Source organism: Roseomonas sp. TF40 (genome assembly GCF_057219975.1).
Map to the genome: position 1 here is coordinate 635,305 of NZ_JBXVVR010000003.1, position 22,041 is coordinate 657,345.

General features: G+C 71.4%; 21 protein-coding genes. 11 read left to right on the forward strand and 10 right to left on the reverse strand.

The window, feature by feature from the left end; all coding sequences use genetic code 11:
• Nucleotides 1-23: 23 nt before the first annotated feature.
• Nucleotides 24-1,616, reverse strand: a complete 1,593-nt coding sequence (locus AC2D9U_RS12900; RefSeq protein WP_484749522.1) for an ABC transporter substrate-binding protein — start codon at nucleotides 1,614-1,616, stop codon at nucleotides 24-26.
• Nucleotides 1,617-1,703: 87 nt separating this feature from the next.
• On the opposite strand from AC2D9U_RS12900, the gene AC2D9U_RS12905 reads away from it, so the two are divergent.
• The 4 genes from AC2D9U_RS12905 to AC2D9U_RS12920 all read left to right on the forward strand — a co-directional run bounded on the left by AC2D9U_RS12905 (nucleotide 1,704) and on the right by AC2D9U_RS12920 (nucleotide 5,602).
• Nucleotides 1,704-2,678, forward strand: a complete 975-nt coding sequence (locus AC2D9U_RS12905; RefSeq protein WP_484749524.1) for an ABC transporter permease — start codon at nucleotides 1,704-1,706, stop codon at nucleotides 2,676-2,678.
• Nucleotides 2,675-3,535: an ABC transporter permease gene (locus AC2D9U_RS12910; protein WP_484749527.1), complete on the forward strand. Its 861-nt coding sequence runs from the start codon at nucleotides 2,675-2,677 to the stop codon at nucleotides 3,533-3,535. Before AC2D9U_RS12905 ends, AC2D9U_RS12910 begins: the two co-directional genes overlap by 4 nt.
• 115 nt (nucleotides 3,536-3,650) lie before the next feature.
• Nucleotides 3,651-4,622 carry an ABC transporter ATP-binding protein gene (locus AC2D9U_RS12915; protein WP_484749530.1) on the forward strand — a complete coding sequence of 324 codons (972 nt, stop codon included), beginning with the start codon at nucleotides 3,651-3,653 and terminating at the stop codon, nucleotides 4,620-4,622.
• Nucleotides 4,619-5,602, forward strand: a complete 984-nt coding sequence (locus AC2D9U_RS12920) for an ABC transporter ATP-binding protein (protein ID WP_484749532.1) — start codon at nucleotides 4,619-4,621, stop codon at nucleotides 5,600-5,602. Before AC2D9U_RS12915 ends, AC2D9U_RS12920 begins: the two co-directional genes overlap by 4 nt.
• On the opposite strand, the gene AC2D9U_RS12925 is transcribed toward AC2D9U_RS12920, so the two are convergent.
• Genes AC2D9U_RS12925 through AC2D9U_RS12940 form a run of 4 tightly spaced genes read right to left on the reverse strand, consistent with a single transcriptional unit; the run spans nucleotide 5,603 to nucleotide 11,664 of the window.
• Complete coding sequence (locus tag AC2D9U_RS12925; RefSeq protein WP_484749535.1) at nucleotides 5,603-6,709, reverse strand: FAD-dependent oxidoreductase; 1,107 nt, start codon at nucleotides 6,707-6,709, stop codon at nucleotides 5,603-5,605. It lies immediately after the preceding gene.
• A gap of 52 nt (nucleotides 6,710-6,761) precedes the next feature.
• Nucleotides 6,762-9,860, reverse strand: coding sequence for an efflux RND transporter permease subunit (locus tag AC2D9U_RS12930; protein ID WP_484749537.1), 3,099 nt, complete (start codon nucleotides 9,858-9,860; stop codon nucleotides 6,762-6,764).
• 12 nt (nucleotides 9,861-9,872) lie between these two features.
• Entirely contained in the window at nucleotides 9,873-10,994 is a 1,122-nt protein-coding gene (locus AC2D9U_RS12935; RefSeq protein ID WP_484749539.1) for an efflux RND transporter periplasmic adaptor subunit, read from the reverse strand.
• A gap of 37 nt (nucleotides 10,995-11,031) precedes the next feature.
• Nucleotides 11,032-11,664, reverse strand: a complete 633-nt coding sequence (locus AC2D9U_RS12940; protein WP_484749541.1) for a TetR/AcrR family transcriptional regulator — start codon at nucleotides 11,662-11,664, stop codon at nucleotides 11,032-11,034.
• Between the two features lie 77 nt (nucleotides 11,665-11,741).
• Between AC2D9U_RS12940 and AC2D9U_RS12945 the strand changes: the two genes are divergently transcribed.
• From AC2D9U_RS12945 to AC2D9U_RS12965, 5 genes are all read left to right on the forward strand, one after another.
• Nucleotides 11,742-12,125 carry a VOC family protein gene (locus AC2D9U_RS12945; protein WP_484749545.1) on the forward strand — a complete coding sequence of 128 codons (384 nt, stop codon included), beginning with the start codon at nucleotides 11,742-11,744 and terminating at the stop codon, nucleotides 12,123-12,125.
• Nucleotide 12,126: 1 nt separating this feature from the next.
• Complete coding sequence (locus tag AC2D9U_RS12950) at nucleotides 12,127-13,293, forward strand: MFS transporter (RefSeq protein WP_484749549.1); 1,167 nt, start codon at nucleotides 12,127-12,129, stop codon at nucleotides 13,291-13,293.
• Nucleotides 13,294-13,404: 111 nt separating this feature from the next.
• Nucleotides 13,405-14,232 carry a transporter substrate-binding domain-containing protein gene (locus AC2D9U_RS12955; protein ID WP_484749551.1) on the forward strand — a complete coding sequence of 276 codons (828 nt, stop codon included), beginning with the start codon at nucleotides 13,405-13,407 and terminating at the stop codon, nucleotides 14,230-14,232.
• Between the two features lie 9 nt (nucleotides 14,233-14,241).
• Entirely contained in the window at nucleotides 14,242-14,910 is a 669-nt protein-coding gene (locus AC2D9U_RS12960) for an amino acid ABC transporter permease (RefSeq protein ID WP_484749555.1), read from the forward strand.
• Nucleotide 14,911: 1 nt separating this feature from the next.
• A complete protein-coding gene (locus AC2D9U_RS12965) occupies nucleotides 14,912-15,640 on the forward strand; it encodes an amino acid ABC transporter permease (RefSeq protein ID WP_484749558.1) in 729 nt (242 codons plus the stop codon).
• Here the strand turns inward: AC2D9U_RS12965 and AC2D9U_RS12970 are convergent.
• Genes AC2D9U_RS12970 through AC2D9U_RS12985 form a run of 4 tightly spaced genes read right to left on the reverse strand, consistent with a single transcriptional unit; the run spans nucleotide 15,585 to nucleotide 19,325 of the window.
• Nucleotides 15,585-16,520: a dihydrodipicolinate synthase family protein gene (locus AC2D9U_RS12970; RefSeq protein ID WP_484749561.1), complete on the reverse strand. Its 936-nt coding sequence runs from the start codon at nucleotides 16,518-16,520 to the stop codon at nucleotides 15,585-15,587. The genes AC2D9U_RS12965 and AC2D9U_RS12970 overlap by 56 nt on opposite strands.
• Nucleotides 16,517-17,617 (reverse strand): NAD(P)/FAD-dependent oxidoreductase, encoded by a 1,101-nt coding sequence (locus tag AC2D9U_RS12975; RefSeq protein WP_484749564.1) that lies wholly within the window; start codon nucleotides 17,615-17,617, stop codon nucleotides 16,517-16,519. The genes AC2D9U_RS12970 and AC2D9U_RS12975 overlap by 4 nt, the downstream gene beginning before the upstream one ends.
• Nucleotides 17,617-19,050, reverse strand: coding sequence for an FAD/NAD(P)-dependent oxidoreductase (locus AC2D9U_RS12980; protein ID WP_484749566.1), 1,434 nt, complete (start codon nucleotides 19,048-19,050; stop codon nucleotides 17,617-17,619). The genes AC2D9U_RS12975 and AC2D9U_RS12980 overlap by 1 nt, the downstream gene beginning before the upstream one ends.
• Nucleotides 19,047-19,325, reverse strand: a complete 279-nt coding sequence (locus AC2D9U_RS12985; RefSeq protein WP_484749568.1) for a (2Fe-2S)-binding protein — start codon at nucleotides 19,323-19,325, stop codon at nucleotides 19,047-19,049. The genes AC2D9U_RS12980 and AC2D9U_RS12985 overlap by 4 nt, the downstream gene beginning before the upstream one ends.
• A 102-nt stretch (nucleotides 19,326-19,427) precedes the next feature.
• On the opposite strand from AC2D9U_RS12985, the gene AC2D9U_RS12990 reads away from it, so the two are divergent.
• Both AC2D9U_RS12990 and AC2D9U_RS12995 read left to right on the forward strand, forming a co-directional pair.
• The gene (locus AC2D9U_RS12990; protein WP_484749570.1) at nucleotides 19,428-20,174 is read left to right on the forward strand and encodes an amino acid ABC transporter ATP-binding protein; all 747 of its coding nucleotides are present in this window, start codon (nucleotides 19,428-19,430) and stop codon (nucleotides 20,172-20,174) included.
• Nucleotides 20,175-20,198: 24 nt separating this feature from the next.
• Nucleotides 20,199-21,107, forward strand: a complete 909-nt coding sequence (locus tag AC2D9U_RS12995) for a DUF6282 family protein (RefSeq protein ID WP_484749572.1) — start codon at nucleotides 20,199-20,201, stop codon at nucleotides 21,105-21,107.
• On the opposite strand, the gene AC2D9U_RS13000 is transcribed toward AC2D9U_RS12995, so the two are convergent.
• Entirely contained in the window at nucleotides 21,104-21,949 is an 846-nt protein-coding gene (locus tag AC2D9U_RS13000; RefSeq protein ID WP_484749574.1) for a universal stress protein, read from the reverse strand. The genes AC2D9U_RS12995 and AC2D9U_RS13000 overlap by 4 nt on opposite strands.
• Nucleotides 21,950-22,041: the final 92 nt, after the last annotated feature.

Genomic DNA, 22,041 nt, shown 5'->3' on the forward strand with positions numbered 1-22,041 from the left:
TCGCCGCATCTGCGATGCGCCGATCACCGGGACGCGGGCGAGACATCCATCGCATAGGTCTCCTCATCCGCGCGGCCGACGCGCAGCACCACGCGGTCGCGCCGCATGGCCCAGGCGGAGCCCACGGCGGCCAGCGGCAGGGCCACGCGGTCGCGGTTGAACAGCGCGCCGATCTGCTGCAGCGTCTCCTCGCGCTTCTTGTCGTCCAGCTCGACATTCGCGGCCTGGATCAGGCGGTCCATCTCGGGGTTGGAGTAGCCGGTCCAGTTGAAGGCGCCCAGGCGCAGCGCCGGGTTGTTCGTGTGCGCATTGGCCGCGTAGTAGTAGTTCGCCTCGCCCGTCAGCGTGCCCCAGCCGGCCATGATGTTGGACAATTCGCCGCGCGCGCGGGCGGGGAAGATCACGGCGGCGGGCTGGCCCGCGGCCTGAACCTCGATGCCGATACGCGCGAGCATCTGCGCCATCGCGGTGCCCACGCCATTGTCGCCGGGCAGGCGGTTGTTGGTGAAGTTCAGCACCATGCGGAAGCCGTTCGGATAGCCGGCCTCGGTCAGCAATGCCCGCGCGCGCACCAAGTCTACGCGCGGGATGGTGAGCGCGGGGTTGTAGCCGAAGATGCCGGGCGTCACCATCTGGCTCTGGGGCGTGCCGAGGCCTTCCATTGCGATCTCGGCCAAGGCGCGGCGATCGATGGCGAGGTCGATGGCCTCGCGCACCCGCGGGTCGCGATAGGGGTTGGCGGCAAGGCGCGAGCCATCCTTGGCCGTCACCTGAGGCGTCACCTCGCGCTGGTCGAAGGCGAAGTTGAAGACATAGACCGTCTCGCCCTTCAGCACGCTCAGCGTGCGGTCACGCTCGAGTGTCGCGACATCGGCGGCCGGCACGCGCACGATCATGTCCACCTGCCCGGTGCGCAGCTGGGCGACGCGCGAGGCGGGGTTCGCGATCTCACGCCGCACATGCCGCGCCCAGTGCTGGCGCGGGCCCCACCAGGCGTCGTTGCGGTCCACCGTCAGCTGCTCGCGCGGGGTCCAGCTGTTGAACCGATAGGGGCCGGTGCCGATGGCCGCGCGGCCGGAATTGAAGGCCTCGTTGCTGTTCTCCGGCGTCAGCCCGGCGGTGGCGCGCGCCGAGGTGACGAAGAGGCGGATGAAGTCGTTGGGCAGCGTCGGCGCCGGGCCGTTGGTGATGATGTGCAGCGTCAGCGGATCGACGATCCGCACCTCCTGCACGCGCGCGACATAGATGCGCGTGGGGTTGGGGCCGGAGAGCGTCTGCATCCGTCGGATCGAGGCGGCGACATCCTCGGCCGTCATGTCGCTGCCGTCGTGGAACTTCACGCCGGCGCGCAGCTTGAACTCCCAGGTGGTGGGGTTCAGCACGCGCCAGGATTCCGCGAGCCCGGGCTGGATCTGCAGCTGGTCGCCGGAATGGGTCAGCGTGTCGAAGATGTGCTTCAGCGCCTCGGAATGGGTGCCGGTGGCGGTGAAGTGCGGGTCGATGCTCTCGGGTCCCGCGATCACCCCCATGGTCAGCGTCTGCGCGCGGGCGTTGCCCGCGAGCAGCGCGGAGGCGGCGACGGTGGCCAGGGCAAGGTGGCGTAGCTCTCGGCGCATGATCTTTTCTTCCCCAAAGCGGCTTGCGGTCGCGATCATGCTAGGAAGGTCTTGCGCCGCCTGTCCACTACCCGATAGAGCAATTGCATGCTCGGCTACGTCATCCAGCGCCTGCTGCAATCCGTGCTCGTGATGCTGGCGATGTCGGCGCTGGTCTTCGCGGGCGTATACGCCATCGGCAATCCGATCGACGTGCTGATCTCCCCCGATGCGACACAGGACATCCGCGCCGCCGCCATCCGATCACTCGGGCTCGACCTGCCGCTCTGGCAGCAATACCTGGCGTTCCTCGGCCGGCTGCTGAGCGGCGATTTCGGGCGTTCCTTCGTCTTCAACATCCCGGTGATCGACCTGGTGCTGGCGCGCCTGCCGGCGACGCTGGAACTGGCCCTGGTCTCGGTTCTCGTCGGCGCGCTCATCGGCATTCCGCTGGGCATCTATGCCGGCTATCGGCCGGAGGGGCGGCTCTCGCGCGCCATCATGGCGGTCTCCGTGCTGGGCTTCTCGGTGCCCACCTTCTGGGTCGGGCTGATCCTGATCCTGACCTTCGCGGTGAATCTCGACTGGCTGCCGGCCGGCCAGCGCGGGCCGACGGTGGAGGTCCTCGGCGTGGGCTGGTCCTTCCTGACGCTGGAGGGGTTGAGCTTCCTGCTGTTGCCCGCCTTGAACCTCTCGCTCTTCAAGCTCGCCATGATGATCCGCCTCGCCCGTGCGGGCACGCGTGAGATCATGCTGACGGATACGGTGAAGTTCGCGCGCGCGGCGGGGCTTTCCGAGATCACCATCCTGCGCCGCCACGTGCTGCGCCTGATCGCGATTCCGCTGGTGACGGTCTTCGGCCTCGAATTCGGCTCGACGCTCGCCTTCGCCGTGGTGACGGAGACGATCTTCTCCTGGCCCGGCGTGGGCAAGCTGATCATCGATTCCATCACCGCGCTCGATCGCCCGGTGATGGTGGCCTATCTGGTTCTGGTCGCCTTCCTCTTCGTCACGATCAACCTCGTCGTCGATCTCTCCTACGCGCTGCTCGATCCGCGTCTGCGGCGCGGGGCGCGGGCATGACGGCCTTCTGGCGGGATTTTCGCGAGAACCGCATCGCGGTGCTGGCGCTGGGCGTGGTGGTGCTGACCGTGCTGGCGGCGATCCTCGCGCCGCTGGTCGCCCCGCAGGATCCCTATGACCTCGCGGGGCTCGACCTGATGGATGCGCGCCGCCCGCCGGGCTTCGTCGGCACGGGCGGCTACACGCATTGGCTCGGGACGGATGCGCAGGGGCGGGACCTGTTCTCCGCCATCCTCTACGGGCTGCGCATCTCCCTGCAGATGGGCCTTGCCGCCGGTGCGGTCGCGATGACGATCGGCGCGGGGCTGGGCATCCTTGCCGCCTATGCGCGCGGCTGGGTCGAGAACACGATCATGCGCATCGTGGACCTGCAGCTCTCCTTCCCCGCCATCCTGCTCGCGCTGGTGCTGGTGGCGGTGCTGGGGCAGGGCAAGGCGCAGCTGGTGATCGCCCTCGTCGCCGCGCAATACGCCTATTTCGCCCGCACCGCCTATGGCGCCGCCACGGCCGAGCGGCAGAAGGATTATGTCGAGGCCGCCTCCGCCACGCCGCTGCCCGGCTGGCGCGTGGTGCTGCGCCACATCCTGCCCAATTGCCTGCCGCCGCTGATCGTGGTCGGCACGGTGCAGGTGGCGAACGCGATCTCGCTGGAGGCGACGCTCTCCTTCCTCGGCCTCGGCCTGCCGCCGACCGAGCCTTCGCTGGGCATGCTCATCGCCAATGGCTTCCAGTACATGATGAGCGGGCGCACCTGGATCTCGGTCTATCCCGGCATCGCGCTGATCCTGCTGATCGTCGCCATCAACATCGTCGGCGACCAGGTGCGCGACCAGTTCAACCCGAGGCTTAGAAAATGAGCCCTCAATCGCCGGGCGCGGCCTCCGGCCGCTTGGCTGCGCGCCGACGCACTGGCGCACCGGCGAAGCGGGACCGCTGCGCGCGCCGTCCGCGTTGCGGCCGGATGACTCCCCGATGAGCCCAGGTTTGTTAGAAGTCCGAGACCTGCAAACGCATTTCTTCACCCGCGCCGGCGTGCTGAAGGCGGTGGAGGGCGTCTCCTTCACCCTCGACCGGGGCGAGATCCTGGGCCTGGTGGGGGAGAGTGGCTCGGGCAAGTCGGTCACCGGCTTCTCGCTGATCGGCCTCGTGGATCCGCCCGGGCGCATCATTGGCGGTTCGGTGCGCTTCGAGGGGCGCGAGTTGGTCGGCCTGCCCGCGGAGGAGATGCGGCGGCTGCGCGGCAAGCGCATCGCCATGGTGTTCCAGGACCCTGCGGCGACGCTCAACCCCGTGCTGACCATCGGCGCGCAGATGAGCCTCGCCCTGCGCGCCCATGACAAGGTCAGCGAGGCCGCCTCCCGCGCGCGGGCCGTGGAACTTCTCACCCGTGTCGGCATCCCCGAGGCCGCGGCGCGGCTTGGCGCCTATCCGCACGAATTCTCCGGCGGCATGCGCCAGCGCGTCGCCATCGCCACCGCGCTGCTGCACAGCCCCGCGCTGATCATCGCGGATGAACCCACCACCGCGCTCGATGTCTCGATCCAGGCGCAGATCCTGGCCGAGATGCGCGCCCTGGCGCGGGAGACGGGCACGGCGCTGATCTGGATCAGCCATGACCTTGCCACCGTCTCCTCGCTCGCGGATCGGGTGATGGTGATGTATGCCGGGCGCATCGTGGAAAGCGGCCCCGTGGCCGCCACGCTGCGCACGCCGCGCCACCCCTATACGCGCGGGCTGCTCGACAGCCTGCCGGCCACGGCGAAGCCCGGCGAGAAGCTGAACCAGATCCCCGGCACCACGCCGAGCCTGCTGGCGCTGCCGCCGGGCTGCCCCTTCGCGCCGCGCTGCGCCCATGCCGATGCGCGCTGCGCGACCGATCCGCCGACCATCGAGAGCCATGGCCGCGTGCTGCGCTGCCACCACCCGCTGGATGGCGCCGCATGAGCCCGATCCTGCTCGCCGAGGGCGTCACCAAGCGCTTCGATCCGGCGCTGTCGCTGGGCGATCGCATCGCCGCCGGGCTTGGCGCCGCGGTGGAGCGGCGTGCGGTGCAGGCGGTCTCCGACGTGTCGCTCAGCGTCATGCCGGGCGAGACGCTGGGCCTGGTGGGGGAGAGCGGCTGCGGCAAATCCACGCTCGGGCGCATGCTGGCGGGCATCCTGCCACCCACCGCCGGGCGCGTGCTGGTCTCGGGCGCCGCGCCGATGCGCGGGCATCGCAAGGTCACCACGCGCATCCAGACCGTGTTCCAGGACCCCTTCGCCTCGCTCAACCCCCGCATGCGGATCGGCGATTCCATCGCCGAGGGCCCGCTGACGCATGGGCTGACGACGCGGGCCGAACTGCCTGCCATGGTTGCCGGCTGGCTCGCGCGTGTGGGCCTCGACCCGGCCTTCGCCAGCCGCTACCCGCACCAGTTCTCGGGCGGCCAGCGCCAGCGCGTGGCGATCGCGCGCGCGCTTGCCATGCAGCCCGAGGTATTGGTCTGCGATGAGCCCGTGGCCTCGCTCGATGTCTCGATCCAGGCGCAGATCCTCAACCTGTTCCTCGACCTGCGGCGTGAACTGGGCCTGACCTGCGTGTTCATCTCGCACGATCTTTCGGTGGTGCGGCATGTCTCGGATCGCGTCGCCATCATGTATCTGGGCCGCATCGTCGAATCCGGCCCGGCCGCGCGGGTCTATGCCGCGCCGCGCCACCCCTATACGCAGGGCCTGCTGGCGAGCGTGCCCAAGCTGCGGCTGGAGGCGGAAGGCGAGGCGGATTTCCGCCCCATCGCCGGCGAATTGCCCTCGCCGCTTTCACCGCCGAGTGGCTGTGCCTTCCATCCGCGCTGCCCCCTGGCGAGCGATCGCTGCCGCGCCGAGCGGCCGCAGCTGACGCCGCGCGAGGATGGCGGCCTTGTCGCCTGCCATCACGCCTGATCAGGCCTGCTGGTAGCGGCGCATGAAGCGCCGGTCGATGAAGTCCTTCAGCCGCCAGACCCAGCGGCCCTCCGCCACGATCCCGTTGCGCGTGCCCAGCGCGCTGCCGTCGCCCAGCGCGATCAGAACCAGGAAGTGATGCTGCGCGCGATAGGTCGTGAGTGGCCGGCCGAGCGCCGTGGCGCGCAGATTGGCCGCCAGCACGGGGCCCTGGCGCACGGCGAAGACGCCCGCCTTGGGCAGCGAGGTCTCCGCGAGGCTCGCCACATCGCCGGCGGCGAAGATGTTGGCATGGCCGAGCGCGCGCAGTTGCTCATCGATGCGCAGGAAGCCGCAGGGATCGCGCGCCAGCCCTGTCTCGGCCAGCCAGGGTGGTGCGGCGGCACCGGTGGCCCAGAGCACGGCATCCACCGGCAGGGGCGCGCGATGCGCGAAGAGCAGCGCCTCGGCCGTCACCTCCTGCACAGGGGCGCCGGGTTCAAGCGTGATGCGCCGCGCCGTCAGTGCCCGCGTGGCGCGCATGCGAAGCGCCTCGGGCTGGTCCGGCAGCAGGCCTGCATGCCCTGCGACGAGCGTGACCTGCGCCTGTGGCAGGCGCTGGCGCAGCGCGCAGGCCACTTCCATCCCGGCTGCGCCGGCGCCGACGACGGCGATGCGCAGATCCTGCCTCTGCTGGGCGTCAAGCAGCAGGCGCTCCAGCCGGGGCAGCAGCGCATCGATGGGCTTGAGCGGCAGGGCGTGGCGCGCGGCGCCCTTCACGCTCGCCGTGTCCGGGCGGGCGCCGGTGTCGATCGAGAGCAGGTCGAAGGGGATCGGCGGCCCGCCGGCTCGGCGCAGGCGCTTCCCGGCCAGGTCCAGCCCCGTGGCGGCGTCCAGCAGCAGCGTCGCCCCGGCCCGCTCGGCCAGGTCGCGCATGTCGATCATCGCCTGTTCGGTGCGGTAGGTCCCGGCGATCACGCCCGGCAACATGCCCGAATAGGGCGAGAGCACCTCGCGCGTCAGCAGCGTCACATGCCAGCCTGGCAGGCGCTCCAGCGAAAGCTGGCGCAGCACCTCGACCTGTGCATGCCCGCCGCCCACAAGCAGCAAGTGCCGCGTGTCGCCCATCGCGCCTCGTCCATGGAGAAGGCCCGAGAATAGCGCGGAATTCCGGGCGCTTCTACTTCGCCGCAACGGGCGTCGCGACAAAGCTTGCGGGCAGCGGCAGGGCGGCGGCGGCGGCGTTCCGGCGGCGCAGCGCCAGCCCATGCAGCGCCGGCACGACCAGCAGCGTCGCGACGGTGCCAAGCGTCAGCCCGCCGATCATCGCCACCGCCATCGGCCCCCAGAAGACCGAGAGCGTCAGCGGCACGAAGGCGAGCACCGCGGCCAGCGCGGTCAGCAGCACGGGCCGCGCGCGGCGCACGCTGCTCTCGATGATCGCCTCGCGCAGCTCCATGCCCGCCTCCGTGTCCTGGCGCACCTGATCCACCAGGATCAGCGTGTTGCGCATCACCATCCCCGCCAGGGCGATGACGCCGAGCAGGGCGACGAAGCCGAAGGGCTGGTCCATGACGAGCAGCGCCAAGGCCGCGCCAGGGATGCCGAGCGGCGCGGTCGCCACCACCAGCCCGACGCGGCCGAAATGGCGCAGCTGCACCATCAGGATCAGCAGCATCACCGCGATCATCACGGGGAAGAGTGCGAAGAGGCTGGCATTGGCCTTGCCCGATTCCTCGGTGGCCCCGCCGGTCTCGATCCGCATGGCGACGGGCAGATCGGCGCGGAGTGCGGCGATGCGCGGCAGTGCGGCGGCGGTCACGTCGGGCGCCTGCAGGCCGGGCTGCACCTCGGCGCGCACGGTCAGGAAGGCCTCGCGGTTGCGCCGCCACAGGATCGGCTCCTCCATCACCGGCTCGAGCCGCGCGAGCTGGGCCAGCGGCACGGGGCCGGCGGCGGTGATCAGCGTCAGGTCCGGCAGGCTGGTCAGGCCGAGGCGCTCCGCCGCCGGGGCGCGCAGCACCACATCGACCAGGCGCTCGCCCTCACGCAATTGTGTGGCGCTGACACCCGAGAGCAGCGCCTGCACGGATTGCGCGACCGCCTGGGGCGAAAGGCCGAGCTGGGCGATGCGCTCCTCATCCAGGGCCAGGCGCAGGCCGGGCGCGCGCTCACCCCAGGCGAGCTGCACGTCGCGCGTGCCGGGGGTCTCGCGCAGCGCGGCCATCACACGCTCGGCCTGGGCGCGCAGCTGCTCGGGCGTGCCGCCGACGAGGCGGAACTGCACCGGGAAGCCGACCGGCGGGCCGAAATCCAGGCGCGAGATGCGGATGCGCGCCTCGGGCACCGCGCCGCTCGCGGCGAAGTCCATCAGCTTCTCGCGCAGCCGCTCACGCGCCGGCACGTCGCGCGCCTGCACCACCAGCTTGCCGAAGCTCTCATTGGGCAGGTCGGGGTTCAGCGCCAGGAAGAAGCGCGGCGCGCCGGCGCCGACATAGGCGGTGTAGGTCGCCGCATCCTCATCCGCCTTGATGGCGTCAGCGATGCGCATCACCGCCGCCTGGGTGGCGGCGAAGCCCGCCCCCTGGCGGAGATTCACATCCACCAGCAGCTCGAGCCGCGACGAGGTGGGGAAGAACTGCTTCTTCGTCATCCCCATGCCCGCGAAGCCCGCGCCGAGCACCAGCAGCGTCAGCGCCAGCACGATCCAGCGCCGGTCCACGCACCAGGCGACCAGGCGCCGCAGCACCCGGTAGCCGCGCGTGGCATAGGCGGCGTCGTGATGCACCACGCGCCGGGGTGTGGCGAGCAGCTTCACGCCAAGCCAGGGCGTGAACCAGACGGCGACGAACCAGCTCACGATCAGCGCCGCGCCGACCACCCAGAAGATCCCGCCCGCATATTCGCCCGAGGTCGAGGCCGCGAAGCCCACCGGGATGAAGCCCGCCACCGTCACCAGCGTGCCCGAGAGCATCGGCCCCGCCGTGCTGCCCCAGGCGAAGGCCGCCGCGCGGGCCCGGTCCCAGCCTTCCTCCAGCTTCACCACCATCGCCTCGATCGCGATGATGGCGTCATCCACCAGCAGGCCCAGGGCGAGGATCAGCGCGCCCAGGCTGATGCGCTCCAGCTCCATCCCCCAGGCGAGCATCGCGAGGAAGACGCAGGCCAGCGTCAGCGGCACCGAGAGCGCCACGATCACGCCAGCGCGCAGCCCGAGCGAGAGGAAGGAGACCAGCAGCACCACGCCGAGCGCCACCGCGAATTTCTGCAGGAACTCACCGACCGACTCCGCCACGATCGCGGGCTGGTCGGAGATCGGCGCGAGGTTCAGCCCCGCCGGCAGGTCGGCGCGGATGGCGATGAGTTCGCTGCGCAGGCTGTCGCCCAGCGCCAGCACGTTGAAGCCGCGCTGCTTGGCCACGCTGATCAGCACGGCGGGCGCGCCTTCATGCAGCACCGCCGCGCTCGGCGGGTCCGCAAGGCCGCGCGTGACGGTGGCGATCTCGCCGAGGCGCAGCGTGCGGCCATCGGCGGTGCTGACCGGCACGGCGCGGATGCTCGCCAGCCCGTCGAGCCCGCCGCCGAGGCGCAGATGCACGCGCGTGCTGCCGGTCTCCACCACGCCCGCCGGCGCCACCGGATTGTGCCGCGCCAGCGCCTCGAGGATCGCGGGCGCACCGATACCCAGCGTGGCGAGGCGCGCATGGCTGACTTCCACATGGATCCGCTGCTCGATCTCGCCCTGGATCGAGACCTTCTCCACGCCGGGCAGGCGCAGCAGGCGCAGGCGCAGCTGCTCCGCCTGGCGGACGAGTTCCGCATTGTCGGCGCCGGTCAGCGCCAGCACGGCGGAATAGACATCCGAGTATTCGTCGTTGAAGAAGGGACCGCGCACGCCGGCGGGCAGCGTGTGCGCGATGTCGCCCACCTTCTTGCGCACCTGGTACCAGAGCGTCTGCACGTCGCGCGGCGGCGTGGTGTCGCGCAGCAGGATGGTGGTGGTGGCGATGCCGGGCCGGGTGAAGGTCTCCACGCGATCGAGATAGGGCAGGTCCTGCAGCCGGCTCTCGATGCGATCCGCCACCTGCGCCTGCATCTCGGCCGCCGTCGCACCCGGCCAGGCGGTGGTGACGACCATCACCTTGAGCGTGAAGGAAGGATCCTCCGCCCGCCCGAGCCGCAGATAGGCGCCGGTGCCGAGCAGGCCGAGCAGCAGGATGGCGAAGAGCGTCAGCGCGCCGTTGCGCACCCCCCAGGCGGAGAGGTTGAAGCGGGTCATCGCCGGGCCTCCTCAGCGCAGCGCCGCGGCGAGGTGTTCCTGCACCACGCGCACGCGGCTGCCGGGATCGAGCAGCTGCGCGCCGAGCGCGACCACGCGCTGGCCGGGTTCGAGCGCGCCGCTGAGCTGCACGCGGGTCTCGCCGAGTGCGTGCACGCGCACCGGCACGGCTTCGATCCGGCCTTCCGGCAGCACGCGCCAGACCATCGGCCCCTGGCCGCGGTCATGCAGGGCGGACAGCGGCAGCGTGGCCATGGGTTCGGCCGGGCGGGCGAGGCGCACCGTGCCCGTCATGCCGAGAGAGACCCAGTCGGGCGCGTCCTCGATGGTGAAGCGCGCGGCATAGGTGCGCAGCGCCGCATCGGCCTGGGGGGCGAGCTCCCGCAGGCTCGCGCGTAGCGTGACCTCCGGGCGCGCCCAGAAGCGGATCTCCGCCTGCGCGTCGCGCAACTCCGGCAGGGCGGATTCGGGCACGCGGACCAGCAATTCGCGCTCCGCCGGATCGGCCAGGCGCAGTACGGCCTGGCCCTCCGGCACCACCTGCCCGGCCTCGGCGAGCAGGGCAGTGACGACGCCGGCGGAAGGGGCGCGCAGCGTGGCGTAGGAGAGGCGGTTGCGGGCGAGTTCCAGCGCCGCCTGGGCCGCCGCCACACGCTCCGCGCTCGCCCGCGCCGCGGCCTGGCGCTGGTCGTCGAAGGCGGCGGCGACATGGCCGGCAGCAAGCAGGGCGCGCGAGCGCGCGGCGTCGTTCGCGGCCTGGCGGGCCGTGGCCTCGGCGCCGGCGAGGTCGGCCTCGGCGGCGCGCAGCGCCAGGGCAAGGTCGGCGGGGTCGAGCGTGGCGAGGGGCTGGCCCGGCTCGACGCTCTGGCCGATCTCGACGAGGCGCGTGGCGATTCGCCCGCCGGTGCGGAAGCCGACATCGACCTCGCGCCGGGCGCGGACGATGCCGGTATGGGCGCTGTGGCGATCGGCTGTGGCGAGCTGGATCTCGGCCACCTGGACGGCGCGGGGCGGGGCGGGGGCGATCTCGGCCGCGGGCGGCTCGGGCAGGCAGGCGCCGAGGGGGAGGAGGAGCAGGAGGGGAAGGGCAGGGCGCATGGGGACCTCGCGATCGAGGTCCTCAGCTAAATCCATCAACTGACGAAAGTCAACAATCGTCAGTTCGTATTTATCAGTTCCGGAGCCCCCGGAGGATCAGCGCGATCACCTCCTCCAGCTCGGCGGCCAGCTGTGCCTCGGTGGTGTTGCGGCCGATGCATTCGGCGATCAGCACCGGATGCATGAAGGCCAGGCAGGCCTGCTTCACGCTGCGGGCCAGCACCTCGGGATCGCCGCGGTGGAAATGGCCGGCGGCGATGCCATCCATGATGACGTGCCGGATCGCGCCCTGGACCGCGGTGATGAAGCGCTCGATGCAGGCCCAATGCTCGGCCATGGCCGCGCCCACCATGTCGTGCAGGCGACGCTCGGTGAAGAAAAGCCCGAGATGGCGCTGGTGCAGCGTGCGCAGCAGCAGGGCGAGCCGCGCCTCGGCCGGGGCCTCCTGCCGCGCGATGCCCCAGAGTTCCTCCGCCACGCCGGAGAGCATGCGCGTGGCGATGGCCTCATTGATCGCGGATTTGGAGGCGTAGAAGCGGTAGACATTGGCCGGCGACATGCCGAGTTCGCGCGCGATGTCCGCGACTGCGGTCTTCTGGTAGCCGATGCGGCGGAACAGGGCCTCGGCCACATCCTCGATGCGGCGGCGGGTTTCCTCGGGCGTGGCGCTGCCGCGGCGGGGCGGGGCGAGTTCAGTGTGACTCATGATGAATAAAGTAAATCATCACGCATGAAATGGCCAGCGCCATGGCGCGCGGCGCCGCAATCGGCAAAACTCGGGCCATGAGCCCTTATCGATTCGACCATATCCACCTCCGCACCCCCGACCCCGAGGCGACCGCCGCCTTCTACGTCCGGTGTTTCGGCGCCACGATCAAGGCCCGCGTGCAGGCGGGGACGGCGCTGCGCGTCGTCACCGAGCTTGCAGGCGTCGCCCTCTTCATCGAGGAGGTGCCGGCGACCACCGCCGCGCCGCCGCCCCCGCCCTTCCTCGGCATCGAGCATATCGGCCTCGCCGTCGATGACCTGGATGCCGCGCTGGCGGACCTCGCGGCCAAGGGCGTGCGGCTGGTCTCCGGCCCCACCCAGGCGCGCCCGGGCGTGCGCATCGCCTTCGTCGAGGCGCCGGACGCCGTCCGCGTGGAGCTGATCGAGCGCAAGGGCTGAGATGAGCGAGGCGCCCCCGGATCGGGCGCCGACGCGCTGGGCGCCCATCCTGGCGGTCGTGCTGGCCGGCATCGCCGGGGCGGCGCAGATCGGCAAGGTGCCGGCGGCGATGACCACGATTGGCGCCGAGTTCGGCCTCGGCCTCGCGGGGGCGTCCTGGCTGGTGGGGCTCTTCGCGCTGATGGCGGCGGCGGGCGGGCTGGCGCTGGGCCTGGCCGCGGCGCGGATCGGGGCGCGGCGCGCGCTGCTGCTCGGCATCGCCATCGGGGCGCTGGCCGCCTTCGGGGCCGCGCTGGCACCCTCCGTCCTGCCGCTGCTGGCGGCGCGCATCGTCGAGGGCGCGGGCTTCCTGCTGCTGACCGTCTCGGCGCCGGGCATCATCGCCGCCACGGCCGGCGGGCGGGACCGTGCCTTCGCCATGGCTCTCTGGGGCACCTACATGCCGGCAGGCGTGGCCCTCGGCCTGCTCTCGGCCCCGCTGGTCGAGGCCTGGGGCTGGCGCAGCGCCTGGCTGGCCCTGGCGGCGCTGCTGGGCGCGGCGGGCTTGCTCTGCGGCGCCCTGGCGCCCGCCGATCCGCCGCGCATGGTGCAGCGCGAGCCCATCGCCGCACAGCTGCGCGCCCTGGTGGCGGCGCGGCGGCCGTTGCGGCTCGCCCTCGCCTTCGGCACCTACAACGTCATCTATGTCGGCATCGCCGCCTTCCTGCCGGCGCGGCTCGAGGCGCTGGGCGCGGGCACGGGCGAGGCCGGGATCGCGGCGGCCATCGCCGCCATCGGCAATGCCGGAGGCAACCTCGCCGGCGGGGCGCTGATGCGGCGCGGCATGTCGCCGGCGGCGCTGATCCAGGCCGGGGCGCTGGCGATGGCGCTGATGGGGGCGGGCGTCTTCCTGCTGCCGATGCCCGGGCTCGTGATCGGCGCGGCGCTGCTCGCCTGCGGCATCGGCGGCGTGCTGCCCGCCGCCTGCTTCGCGGCGCTGCCGCGCGCCGTGCCGCGACCTGCGCTGGCGGCGCCAGCGGTCGGGCTGGTGATCCAGGGCAACAACCTCGCGCAACTGCTCGCCCCGCCCTTGATCGGCGCGCTGGCGGGGCTCGGCTGGGGCTTCGCGGCGCTGCCGCTGCTGCTGGCGGGCGCCCTGGCGATGCTGGCCGGCCGCGCGCTGCGATGAGTGGCTTGCCGGGGCTGGCGCGCGCGTCCTAGCCTCACGCCCAGGCGATCCGCGCATGAGATCGCGCTCAGGGGATTTGGCGCCAGCACGCCATCATTGAGGGGATTCCGCATGACCGCCGCCTTCGATCGCCGCCGCCTGCTCGGCCTTGCCGCCGGCGCCGCCACCCTGCCGCTGCTGCCGCGCGCCGCCGAGGCGCGCTCGCTGGAGCAGATCCTGTCCGCGCGGCGCATCCGCGCCGGCATCAACCCGACGCTGCCGCCGATGGGCCTGTTCAACGAGCGCAACCAGATCGACGGCTTCGACGCCGACATCGCGCGTGAGATCGCGCGCCGCATGAATGTCGAGCTCGAGATCGTGCAGGTCGGCTCGCCGGACCGCATCCCCTTCCTGCAGTCGGACCGCATCGACATCGTGTTGGGCTCCATCACCCGCACCGTCGAGCGCGCGCTGGTCATCGACTACACCGTGCCGCTGCACACGCAGTCGATGGTGGTGCTGACCAAGGCCAGCGGCACGGCCGTGCCGATCAACACGCCGGCCGACCTCAACAACCGCGCGGTGCGCCTGGTGCAGGTGCGCGGCACGGTGGGCATCCCCTGGATCCAGGCCAATGCGGCGCAGGCGCAGGTGACGCTGCTCGACAACTATCCCGACTGCTTCCGCGCCCTGGCGCAGGGCCGCGCGGACGCGATGGTCGACGTGGCCGAGAGCGTGGTCATCCCGATGCGCAACTTCCCCGTCCAGTGGAAGATCCTGGACGAGGTGCTGGCCAGCTTCTGGGTCGGCATCGGCGTGCAGAAGGGCAACACGGCGCTGAAGGACGTGCTGAACGTGATCCTGTTCGAACTGCATCGCTCGGGCTTCGTGAACACGACCTGGCAGAAGTATTTCGGCGTGCCGATGACGACGCCGATCCCCTTCAATCCCATGTTCTGATTTGTCCGCGTGACACTGCAATACGGGCAGGTATGGCAATACCTGCCCGACTTCCTGCTCGGCGCCCTGACGGCTCTGTGGATCGCAGGCGTTGCCTTCGCGGGCGGGCTTGGCATCGGGCTGGTGGGGGCGGCGGTGCTGACCTTCGGCCCCTGGCCGCTGCGTGCGCTGGTGACCGCCTATGTGCGGTTCTTCACCTACACGCCGCAACTCGTGCAGATCTTCTTCCTGTTCTTCGCGCTGCCGGAGATGGGGATCATCCTCTCGCCCGTCGCCGCGGTGCTGATCGGCATGACGCTCAATGCCGGCGCCTACCTCACCGAGATCGAGCGCGCGGGCTTCGCGAGCGTGCCGCGCGCCGAACTGGATGCGGCGGAGACGCTGGGTTTCTCGCGCGCGCAGACGGTCTGGTACGTGATCGCGCCGCATGTGGTGCGCGCGCTCTATCCGGCGCTGTCCAACCACTACATCATCATGACGCTCGGCACCTCCATGGCGGCGATCTTCGGGGTGGAGGAACTCACCGGCCGCGCGCTCAACGCCAACGCCATCTCCTTCCGCTCGGTCGAGATCTTCTCCGTCGTCGCGGTCATCTATGTGGCGCTCACCATCATCGCCTCCACCGCGCTGTGGGTGCTCGGGCGCTGGCTGTTCCGCGTGAAGGCGAAGGTGTTCTGACATGAGCGCCTGGGACATCGTCCTCGCCGAGGCGCCGCGCTTCTTCACCTGGTGGAACCTGCGCTTCCTCTTCATCGCGCTGGGCAACACGCTGATCGCCAGCGTGGCGGGCTGCGCCATCGGCTACGCGATCGGCTTCCTCATGGCCACGCTGCGCCTGCCGCAGCTCATGCCCGTGGGCGCGGTGCGTGCGGCGGCGATCCTCTGGGTGGAGATCTTCCGGCGCATCCCCTTCCTGGTGCTGCTGCTGCTGGTCTTCTTCCTCAGCCAGTTCGCGAAGATCGAGGCCCCGCTCTGGGTCATCGCCGTCACCGCCGTGGCGCTGCGCATGAGCGCGCTCGCCGCCGAGAACATCCGCGGCGGCTTCGAGACGGTGCGCCCCACGCAGTGGGAAGCCGCGCTGACCATGAACCTGCCGCCCTGGACGGTGCTGCGCCGCGTCATCCTGCCGCAGAGCTGGCGCGTGATCCTGCCGCCCTCCATCGTGCATGTGCTGAGCATGGTGAAGGAGACCTCGCTGGTCAGCCAGATCGGCTTCATCGAGATCACCTTCGCGGCGAAGATGCTGACCCAGCGCGGCTTCTCCGCGCTGCTCACCTACGGCACGGCGCTGGTGCTGTATTTCTGCGTGAGCTGGGCGCTGGCCAATCTCGGCCGCTACCTGGAACGCCGCCTTACAACCCGCTCGCCCGCATCGCGGCGATCAGCATCGCTGCTTCCGGCCCCGTGACGGGCGGCTGCGGCGGGCGGATCGCGGCATCGGCGATGATCCCCATCTCACGCAGGCAGAATTTCAGCCGCGCCGTCGCCCGCCCGCCCGGCGGCGCGCCATAGATCGCCTCGGCGAGGGGTTCGAGCTTCTCATGCAGCGCCCGCGCGCCGGGCAGGTCATTCGCGCGCACCGCGGCGTCGAGGGCGACGATCTCATCCGGCAGCAGATCCGCGAGCGACACCAGGCTGCCATCCGAGCCATGCACGTAGCAGGCAAACAGATGCTCATCGCCACTGGCACACACCGCGACATCGGGCCGCTTCGCGCGCACCGCGCGGCGCAGCGCGTCGTAGGAATCGACCTCCCACCCGCCTTCCTTGATTCCGACCACCTCGGGCATGTCGAGCAGCGCGTCGAGCGTCTCCGGCGTGAAACCCATGCGGCCGGCGGCATGATGCGCCTGGAACAGCCAGATCGGCATGCCCGGCACGGCGTCGCGGATCGTGTGATGGTGCAGCAGTGATTGCGCGGTGGAGTGCGCCAGCGCGAAGCTGTTGGGCAGGAAGACCATGATGGCATCCGCGCCGGCCTCGCGCGCGTCACGCGCCTCGGCGGCGGCTTCCAGGCTGCTTTCGGCATTCACGCCCGCGACGACGATGCGCGTGGCACCGATCGTGGCGACGGTGACTTCGACGGCCCGCTGCTTTTCCGCGCGAGTCAGGCAAAAGTTCTCGCCGGCATGGCCGTTCATCAGCACGCCGGCGATGCCCTCGCGCAGCACGCAATGCGCGGTGTGGCGCGCATAGCTCTCCCAATCCGGCGCGAAATCGCTGCCGCGCATCGGCAGCACCGTCGAGGGATAGATGCCGTGGAAGCGGTTCGGGCCTTCGGGAATCATGCGGCGTCCCTTTGCAGCAGACGATCGATCGGAAACAGCGGCAGCTCCGGCGCCTGGCCGAGGATCGCCTGCGCCAGCAGCTTCCCCATATAGGGGCCGCTGGTGTAGCCCGAATGCACGCTGCCGATGATCCAGGCATCGGCAATGCCGGGGATCGGCCCGATGGCCGGCAGCGCATCCGCCGTCTCGGCCTCCAGCCCCAGCCAGGCGCGCACCACGCGCGCCTCGCGCAGCGCGGGGATGGTGTAGGCGGCGAGGCGCACATTGCCGAGGAAACTCTCCGGCTTCACCGCGAGGCCGCCGCGCGCGCGGTCGCCAATGCCCTGCCAGCCGCCGCCGATCAGCACCGTGCCGTTCTCATACTGCTTCAGGCTGAGCAGGCCCGATGCGACGCCGAGCACCGTGCGCATCACAGGTGCGAGGCGCTCCGTCACCACCAGCTGGTTGATCAGCACCTTGATCGGCAGGCTCACACCAAGCCAGGCCGCCATCTCCTGCAGCCACACCCCGCCCGCCAGCACCACGCGCTTCGCCGCGATCGCTCCCTGCGCCGTGTCCAGCGTGAAGCCGGGATCGATGCCGCGCACCGCGCAATTCTCCAGCAGGGTCACGCCGGCATGGCGCAGCGCGGGCGCGAAGGCGCGGCCCGTGAGATAGGCGCTCGTGAATCCATCGATCGGGCAATGCCCGACCAGGAGCGCCTTGTCGGAGAGCCCCGGCTCGATCTCACGCGCCCGCGCGGGCGTGACGAGCTCGATCGGCGCACCGGCCTGGCGGCGGAAATGCGCGCGCTCCTCCAGCATCGCCGCCTCGCGCTCGGTGAAGGCCACCGAGAGGCCGGGGCAGGAGACAGCGCGCACGCCGCCGCCATCGCACCATTCCGGCATGCGCAGCCACATCTCATGCGCGCGCAGCGCATAGGGCACCAGCGCGGCGCGGGTCATCTGCATGGTCAGCGTGCCGGCATTCACGCCCGAGGCCTCGCGGCAGATCGCGCCGCGGTCGAGCAGCACCACCTTCATGCCGGCGCGGGCGAGGAACAGCGCCGTGCTGCACCCCATCACCCCCGCACCGACGATGGCGACGTCGTAGCTCACTAGATCGGCGCCGGTGCGGGCACGGGGATGTCCGCATAGTCGAATTCGCCCAGCAATGCCGCCATCGGCACGGGCCGCAGCGGCAGGCGCCCGGTGGCGAAGCCCGCCTTTTCCCGCCCGCCGACGCGCGCGGCGACGATCTCGGCCGCGCTCTCGCCGCACATCCGCCCCTGGCAGGGGCCCATGCCGCAGCGCGTATATTGCTTCACCTGGTTCATGTCGGTCGCACCATCCGTCAGCGCGGCCTCGATCTCGGCGCGGGTCGTGCCCTCGCAGCGGCAGATGATGGTTTCGGGCGCGATGGCGGCGACGAGGGCGGGGCGCAGCGCCATCATGCGTGCCATGGCCCCGCCGGCGCGCGCGGCGCGGGCGAAATCCTGCGCCGGGGCGGCGCGTGCGGCGGCATGGGCGGCCGCATCGAGCATCCCGAGATCATGGAGCGCGGCCAGCGCCGCGAGCCGCCCGGCAGCCGGCGCCGCCGCCGCGCCACGCACGCCCGATCCATCGCCGGCGGCGTAGAGCAGCGGGATGGAGGTTCGCCGATCCGCATCCAGCACCGGCACCCAACCGCCATCCTCGGGCGCGTAGCGATGCGCCGCGCGGAAGGCGCGCGTGGCCTCGGTGGCGGGCACCAGCCCATGGCCGATGCACAGCGCATCGGCCTCGATCACCCGCGCGGCGCTGCCGTCATGCCGGGCGATGCGCACGCGCCGCAGCGCCTGCTCCCCTTCGGCGGCGAGCACGCGATGGCCATGCAGCGCCGGCACGCCGGCCCGCAGCAGGGAGGCGCGCCAGGCGATCCCCCGCGCCAGCAGGTCCGGCCGCGCGGCGAGGCCGGGCAGCGCGCGCAGCCACTCGCCCTGCGCCGCGAGATCGACCACGGCGGCCACCTCCGCACCCGCCTTCAGCAGCTTCGCGGCCACGACGAAGAGCAGCGGGCCCGCCCCCGCCACCACCACCCGCCGCCCGGGCAGCACGCCCTGCGCCTTCAGCAGGATGGTCGCCGCGGCAAGACCGAGCACGCCGGGCAGCGTCCAGCCGGGGAAGGCGAGGATGCGCTCATGCGTGCCGGTGCACAGCACCAGGGCGCGCGCCGAAAGCGCGAAGGGCGTGCCCTCGGCGTCCAGCGCATCGAGGCGGAAGGGCGCGCTCTCCTCGCCCTGCGGCACCAGCGGCCCGCCGCCCACGCCCCAGACGCGACAGCCGGTGCGGATCTCCGCCCCGCTCGCCGCCAGCGCGGCGCGCAGCGCATCGCCGGCCTCGCGGTCGGCATCGGGCGGAATCGCGAAGCCCGGCGGCGGCGCGCGATAGACCTGCCCACCGGGGGCGGGGCTTTCCTCCAGCAGCACCACGCGCGCGCCGCGTCGCGCGACCTCGGTCGCGGCGGCCATGCCGGCGGGGCCGGCGCCGAGCACGGCGATGTCGTGACTCATGCGCTGGTCACCACCAGCCCCGCGCGCACCGGCACGAGGCAGGCCTGCGCAAGCCGTCCCTCCACGCGCACCAGACATTGCTGGCAGACGCCCATCATGCACAGCGCCGCGCGCGGCCGTGCCGGATCGAGCCCCTCGCCAAGCCTTCGTATACCGGCAGCGAGCAGCGCCGCCGCCACGCTCTCGCCCGCCGGGGCGTGCACGGTTGTGCCGTTGAAGGTGAAGGCCACGGCGGCGGGGCGCGCGATGCCTACGATGCGAAGAGTCTCTGCCACGGTCCCGAGCATATCCGGCTCCACCGCCGCGTCCATGCCCCCGCAGGCCGCTTGACGAACACCGTTCGCGGCACGGACACTTCACGCGCAGCATGGCGGAGCATGGATTTGGCGTTCCTGGCGCTCGAGAACCTGTCGGCGAGCTATGGCGGCGCGCAGGATGTGTTGCGCGACGTGACGCTGAGCTTCCGCCAGGGCGAGGTGGTGGGGCTGATCGGCCCCTCCGGATCCGGCAAATCCTCGCTGCTGCGCGCGCTGGTGGGGCTGCTGCGGCCGCGCGCGGGGCGTGTCACCATCGGCGGCGAGGTGGTGGACTATGCCAGCCGTGCCAGCCTGCGCGCGGCGCGGGACCGCTTCGCCATCGTCTTCCAGCAATACAACCTGTTCCAGAACATGACCGCGCTGCGCAACGTCGCCATCGCGCCCACGCTGGTGAAGAAGCGAAAGCCCACCGAAGTGGAGGCCGAGGCCCGCGCGCTGCTCACCAAGGTCGGGCTCGGCGCGAAGTTCGACGCCTATCCGGACGAGCTTTCCGGCGGGCAGCAGCAGCGCGTGGCGATCGCGCGCGCGCTCGCGCTGCGCCCGGACATCCTGCTGCTCGATGAGGTCACCAGCGCGCTCGACCCCGAGTTGGTGAACGAAGTGCTCGACACCATCCGCACCCTGCAGCGGGAGGGCATGACCATGCTGATCGTGAGCCACGAGATGGCCTTCATCCGCGAGGTCGCCTCCACGGTGGTGTTCATGGACCAGGGCCGCGTCGTGGAGTCCGGCCCGCCCGCGCAGATCTTCGACGCCCCGCAAAGCCCGCGCCTGAAGGACTTCACCGCGAAGATCCTGCGCCACTGACCCGAACCGAAGGACACCAGGACCATGCCCTATGTCGCGCCCGGGATGCATCTGCTGCAGGGGGCCATCGACTGCCACGTCCATTGCGCGCCGCATCTCAACGGCCGCTCGGTGAACGTGTTCGAGGCCGTGCGCCAGGCCGCCGCGGCGGGCATGCGCGCCATCGGCATCATGTGCAACTTCCAGAACACCTCGGGCTTCGCCGCGCTGGCGAATGACGAGCTCGGCCATCTCGGCTGCCAGGCCTTCGGCGGCGTCATCATGCAGCCCACGGCGGGGGGCATCACGCTGGAGGTCGCGAAGGCCGCGATCGGCTATGGCTACGGCCCGGGCACAGGCGCGCGCTTCGTCTCGCTCCCCACGCATCACACGCGCGCCGTCGCGATCAAGGAAGGGCGCAGCCCCGCCTTCATCGAGACCACCTTCTTCATCCCCGACAATGACGTGATCCCGGACCCCGTGCCGGCGATCATGGATCTCTGCGCCGAGCGCAACGTCACCTTCGATTGCGGCCATGTCTCGGGCCGCGAGGCCGTGCTGCTGACCGAGGAAGCCAAGCGCCGCGGCGTGCCGCGCGTGCGCACCCATGGCAGCCGTTTCACGGTGGAGGAGATCCGCGCCATCACCGCGGCCGGCGGCTATGTCGAGTTCTCCTTCTTCATCCTCACCCATGCGACGCAGGTCGGGCTGACGCATGTGGATGAGGAGAAGCACAAGACCACGGTCAGCGCGACGATCCAGGACTACACGCCGCGCATCCGCGCCGCTGGCGACCGCGCGATCCTGTCTTCCGACGCCGGCGTCTTCCTGCTGCCGCCGCCGGTCGAGGCCTTCCGCGAATACCTGCTGCTGGTGCAGAGCGAGGGCTTCACCGAAGCGGAGATCCGCCGGATGACCTCGACCAATCCGGCGGCGCTCTTCGATCTCGATTAGTGCGAGAGCAGGACCGGCACCGTCATCCGGGCGAGGATCCCGCGCGTCACGCCACCGAACACCATCTGGCGCAGCCGCGAATGGCCATAGGCGCCCATCACGATCAGATCGGCGCCGAGATCGGCGGCGCTGTTCAGCAGCACATCGGCCTCCGGCACATCGCGCGAGACCACCTGCTGCGCGGCGGCCTTCACGCCATGGCGGGCGAGGTGCTGCGCCATGTCGGCGGCGGGCAGCGCGCCGTGGCCGTCCAGCCCCTGGCTCGGGTTGATGGCGAGCACCACCACCTCGGCCGCGCCGGTCAGGAAGGGCAGGGCATCCGCCACGGCGCGCGCGGCCTCGCGCGTCGCGTTCCAGCCGATCAGCACACGCTCGCCCACCGCGCCGAAATGGCCCGCATAGGGCACCATCAGCACCGGGCGGCCGGAGGCGAAGAGCGCGCCTTCCAGCAGATCCTCCGCGAAGCGGGCGGTATCGCCGCCGGGGCGCGGCTGGCCGAGGATGGTGAGGTCGGCGTGGCGCGCCTGCATGGCGAGGTTCTCCACCGCCCGGCCGCGCACCGCGCGCCACTCGCCGCTGAGGCCGTCCCGCCGAAGGCGGTCCTCGAACCTCACCTGGGCGGCGGCGGCCTCGGCCTCATCCTCCTCGCGCAGCCGCGCCATCACCAGGCCGAGCGCGGCACCGCCCGCATCGGCGGTGAGGCCCGCGGGCATCTGCGCCTCGCTCGCATGCAGCCCGACCAGATGCGCGCCATGCCGCGCCGCCAGCGCCGCCGCCAGGTCGAGCCGCGCCGTGCCCTGGGCCGAGGCATCGAGATGCACCAGCAGATCCTTCAACGCCATCATCCTGCTCCTTCCGCGGGCATGTCGGGGCGAGTGTGCCGCCGCCCGGCCGCGCCGGCCTTGATCCGCCGCAAGCCGCGGGTGCGGCACGC

Bases quoted from the DNA above. Each gene is read 5' to 3' on its own strand.
- AC2D9U_RS12900 (WP_484749522.1), bottom strand. From the start codon at position 1,616: ATGCGCCGAGAGCTACGCCACCTTGCCCTGGCCACCGTCGCCGCCTCC.
- AC2D9U_RS12905 (WP_484749524.1), top strand. From the start codon at position 1,704: ATGCTCGGCTACGTCATCCAGCGCCTGCTGCAATCCGTGCTCGTGATG.
- AC2D9U_RS12910 (WP_484749527.1), top strand. From the start codon at position 2,675: ATGACGGCCTTCTGGCGGGATTTTCGCGAGAACCGCATCGCGGTGCTG.
- AC2D9U_RS12915 (WP_484749530.1), top strand. From the start codon at position 3,651: ATGAGCCCAGGTTTGTTAGAAGTCCGAGACCTGCAAACGCATTTCTTC.
- AC2D9U_RS12920 (WP_484749532.1), top strand. From the start codon at position 4,619: ATGAGCCCGATCCTGCTCGCCGAGGGCGTCACCAAGCGCTTCGATCCG.
- AC2D9U_RS12925 (WP_484749535.1), bottom strand. From the start codon at position 6,709: ATGGGCGACACGCGGCACTTGCTGCTTGTGGGCGGCGGGCATGCACAG.
- AC2D9U_RS12930 (WP_484749537.1), bottom strand. From the start codon at position 9,860: ATGACCCGCTTCAACCTCTCCGCCTGGGGGGTGCGCAACGGCGCGCTG.
- AC2D9U_RS12935 (WP_484749539.1), bottom strand. From the start codon at position 10,994: ATGGATTTAGCTGAGGACCTCGATCGCGAGGTCCCCATGCGCCCTGCC.
- AC2D9U_RS12940 (WP_484749541.1), bottom strand. From the start codon at position 11,664: ATGAGTCACACTGAACTCGCCCCGCCCCGCCGCGGCAGCGCCACGCCC.
- AC2D9U_RS12945 (WP_484749545.1), top strand. From the start codon at position 11,742: ATGAGCCCTTATCGATTCGACCATATCCACCTCCGCACCCCCGACCCC.
- AC2D9U_RS12950 (WP_484749549.1), top strand. From the start codon at position 12,127: ATGAGCGAGGCGCCCCCGGATCGGGCGCCGACGCGCTGGGCGCCCATC.
- AC2D9U_RS12955 (WP_484749551.1), top strand. From the start codon at position 13,405: ATGACCGCCGCCTTCGATCGCCGCCGCCTGCTCGGCCTTGCCGCCGGC.
- AC2D9U_RS12965 (WP_484749558.1), top strand. From the start codon at position 14,912: ATGAGCGCCTGGGACATCGTCCTCGCCGAGGCGCCGCGCTTCTTCACC.
- AC2D9U_RS12970 (WP_484749561.1), bottom strand. From the start codon at position 16,520: ATGATTCCCGAAGGCCCGAACCGCTTCCACGGCATCTATCCCTCGACG.
- AC2D9U_RS12980 (WP_484749566.1), bottom strand. From the start codon at position 19,050: ATGAGTCACGACATCGCCGTGCTCGGCGCCGGCCCCGCCGGCATGGCC.
- AC2D9U_RS12990 (WP_484749570.1), top strand. From the start codon at position 19,428: ATGGATTTGGCGTTCCTGGCGCTCGAGAACCTGTCGGCGAGCTATGGC.
- AC2D9U_RS12995 (WP_484749572.1), top strand. From the start codon at position 20,199: ATGCCCTATGTCGCGCCCGGGATGCATCTGCTGCAGGGGGCCATCGAC.
- AC2D9U_RS13000 (WP_484749574.1), bottom strand. From the start codon at position 21,949: ATGGCGTTGAAGGATCTGCTGGTGCATCTCGATGCCTCGGCCCAGGGC.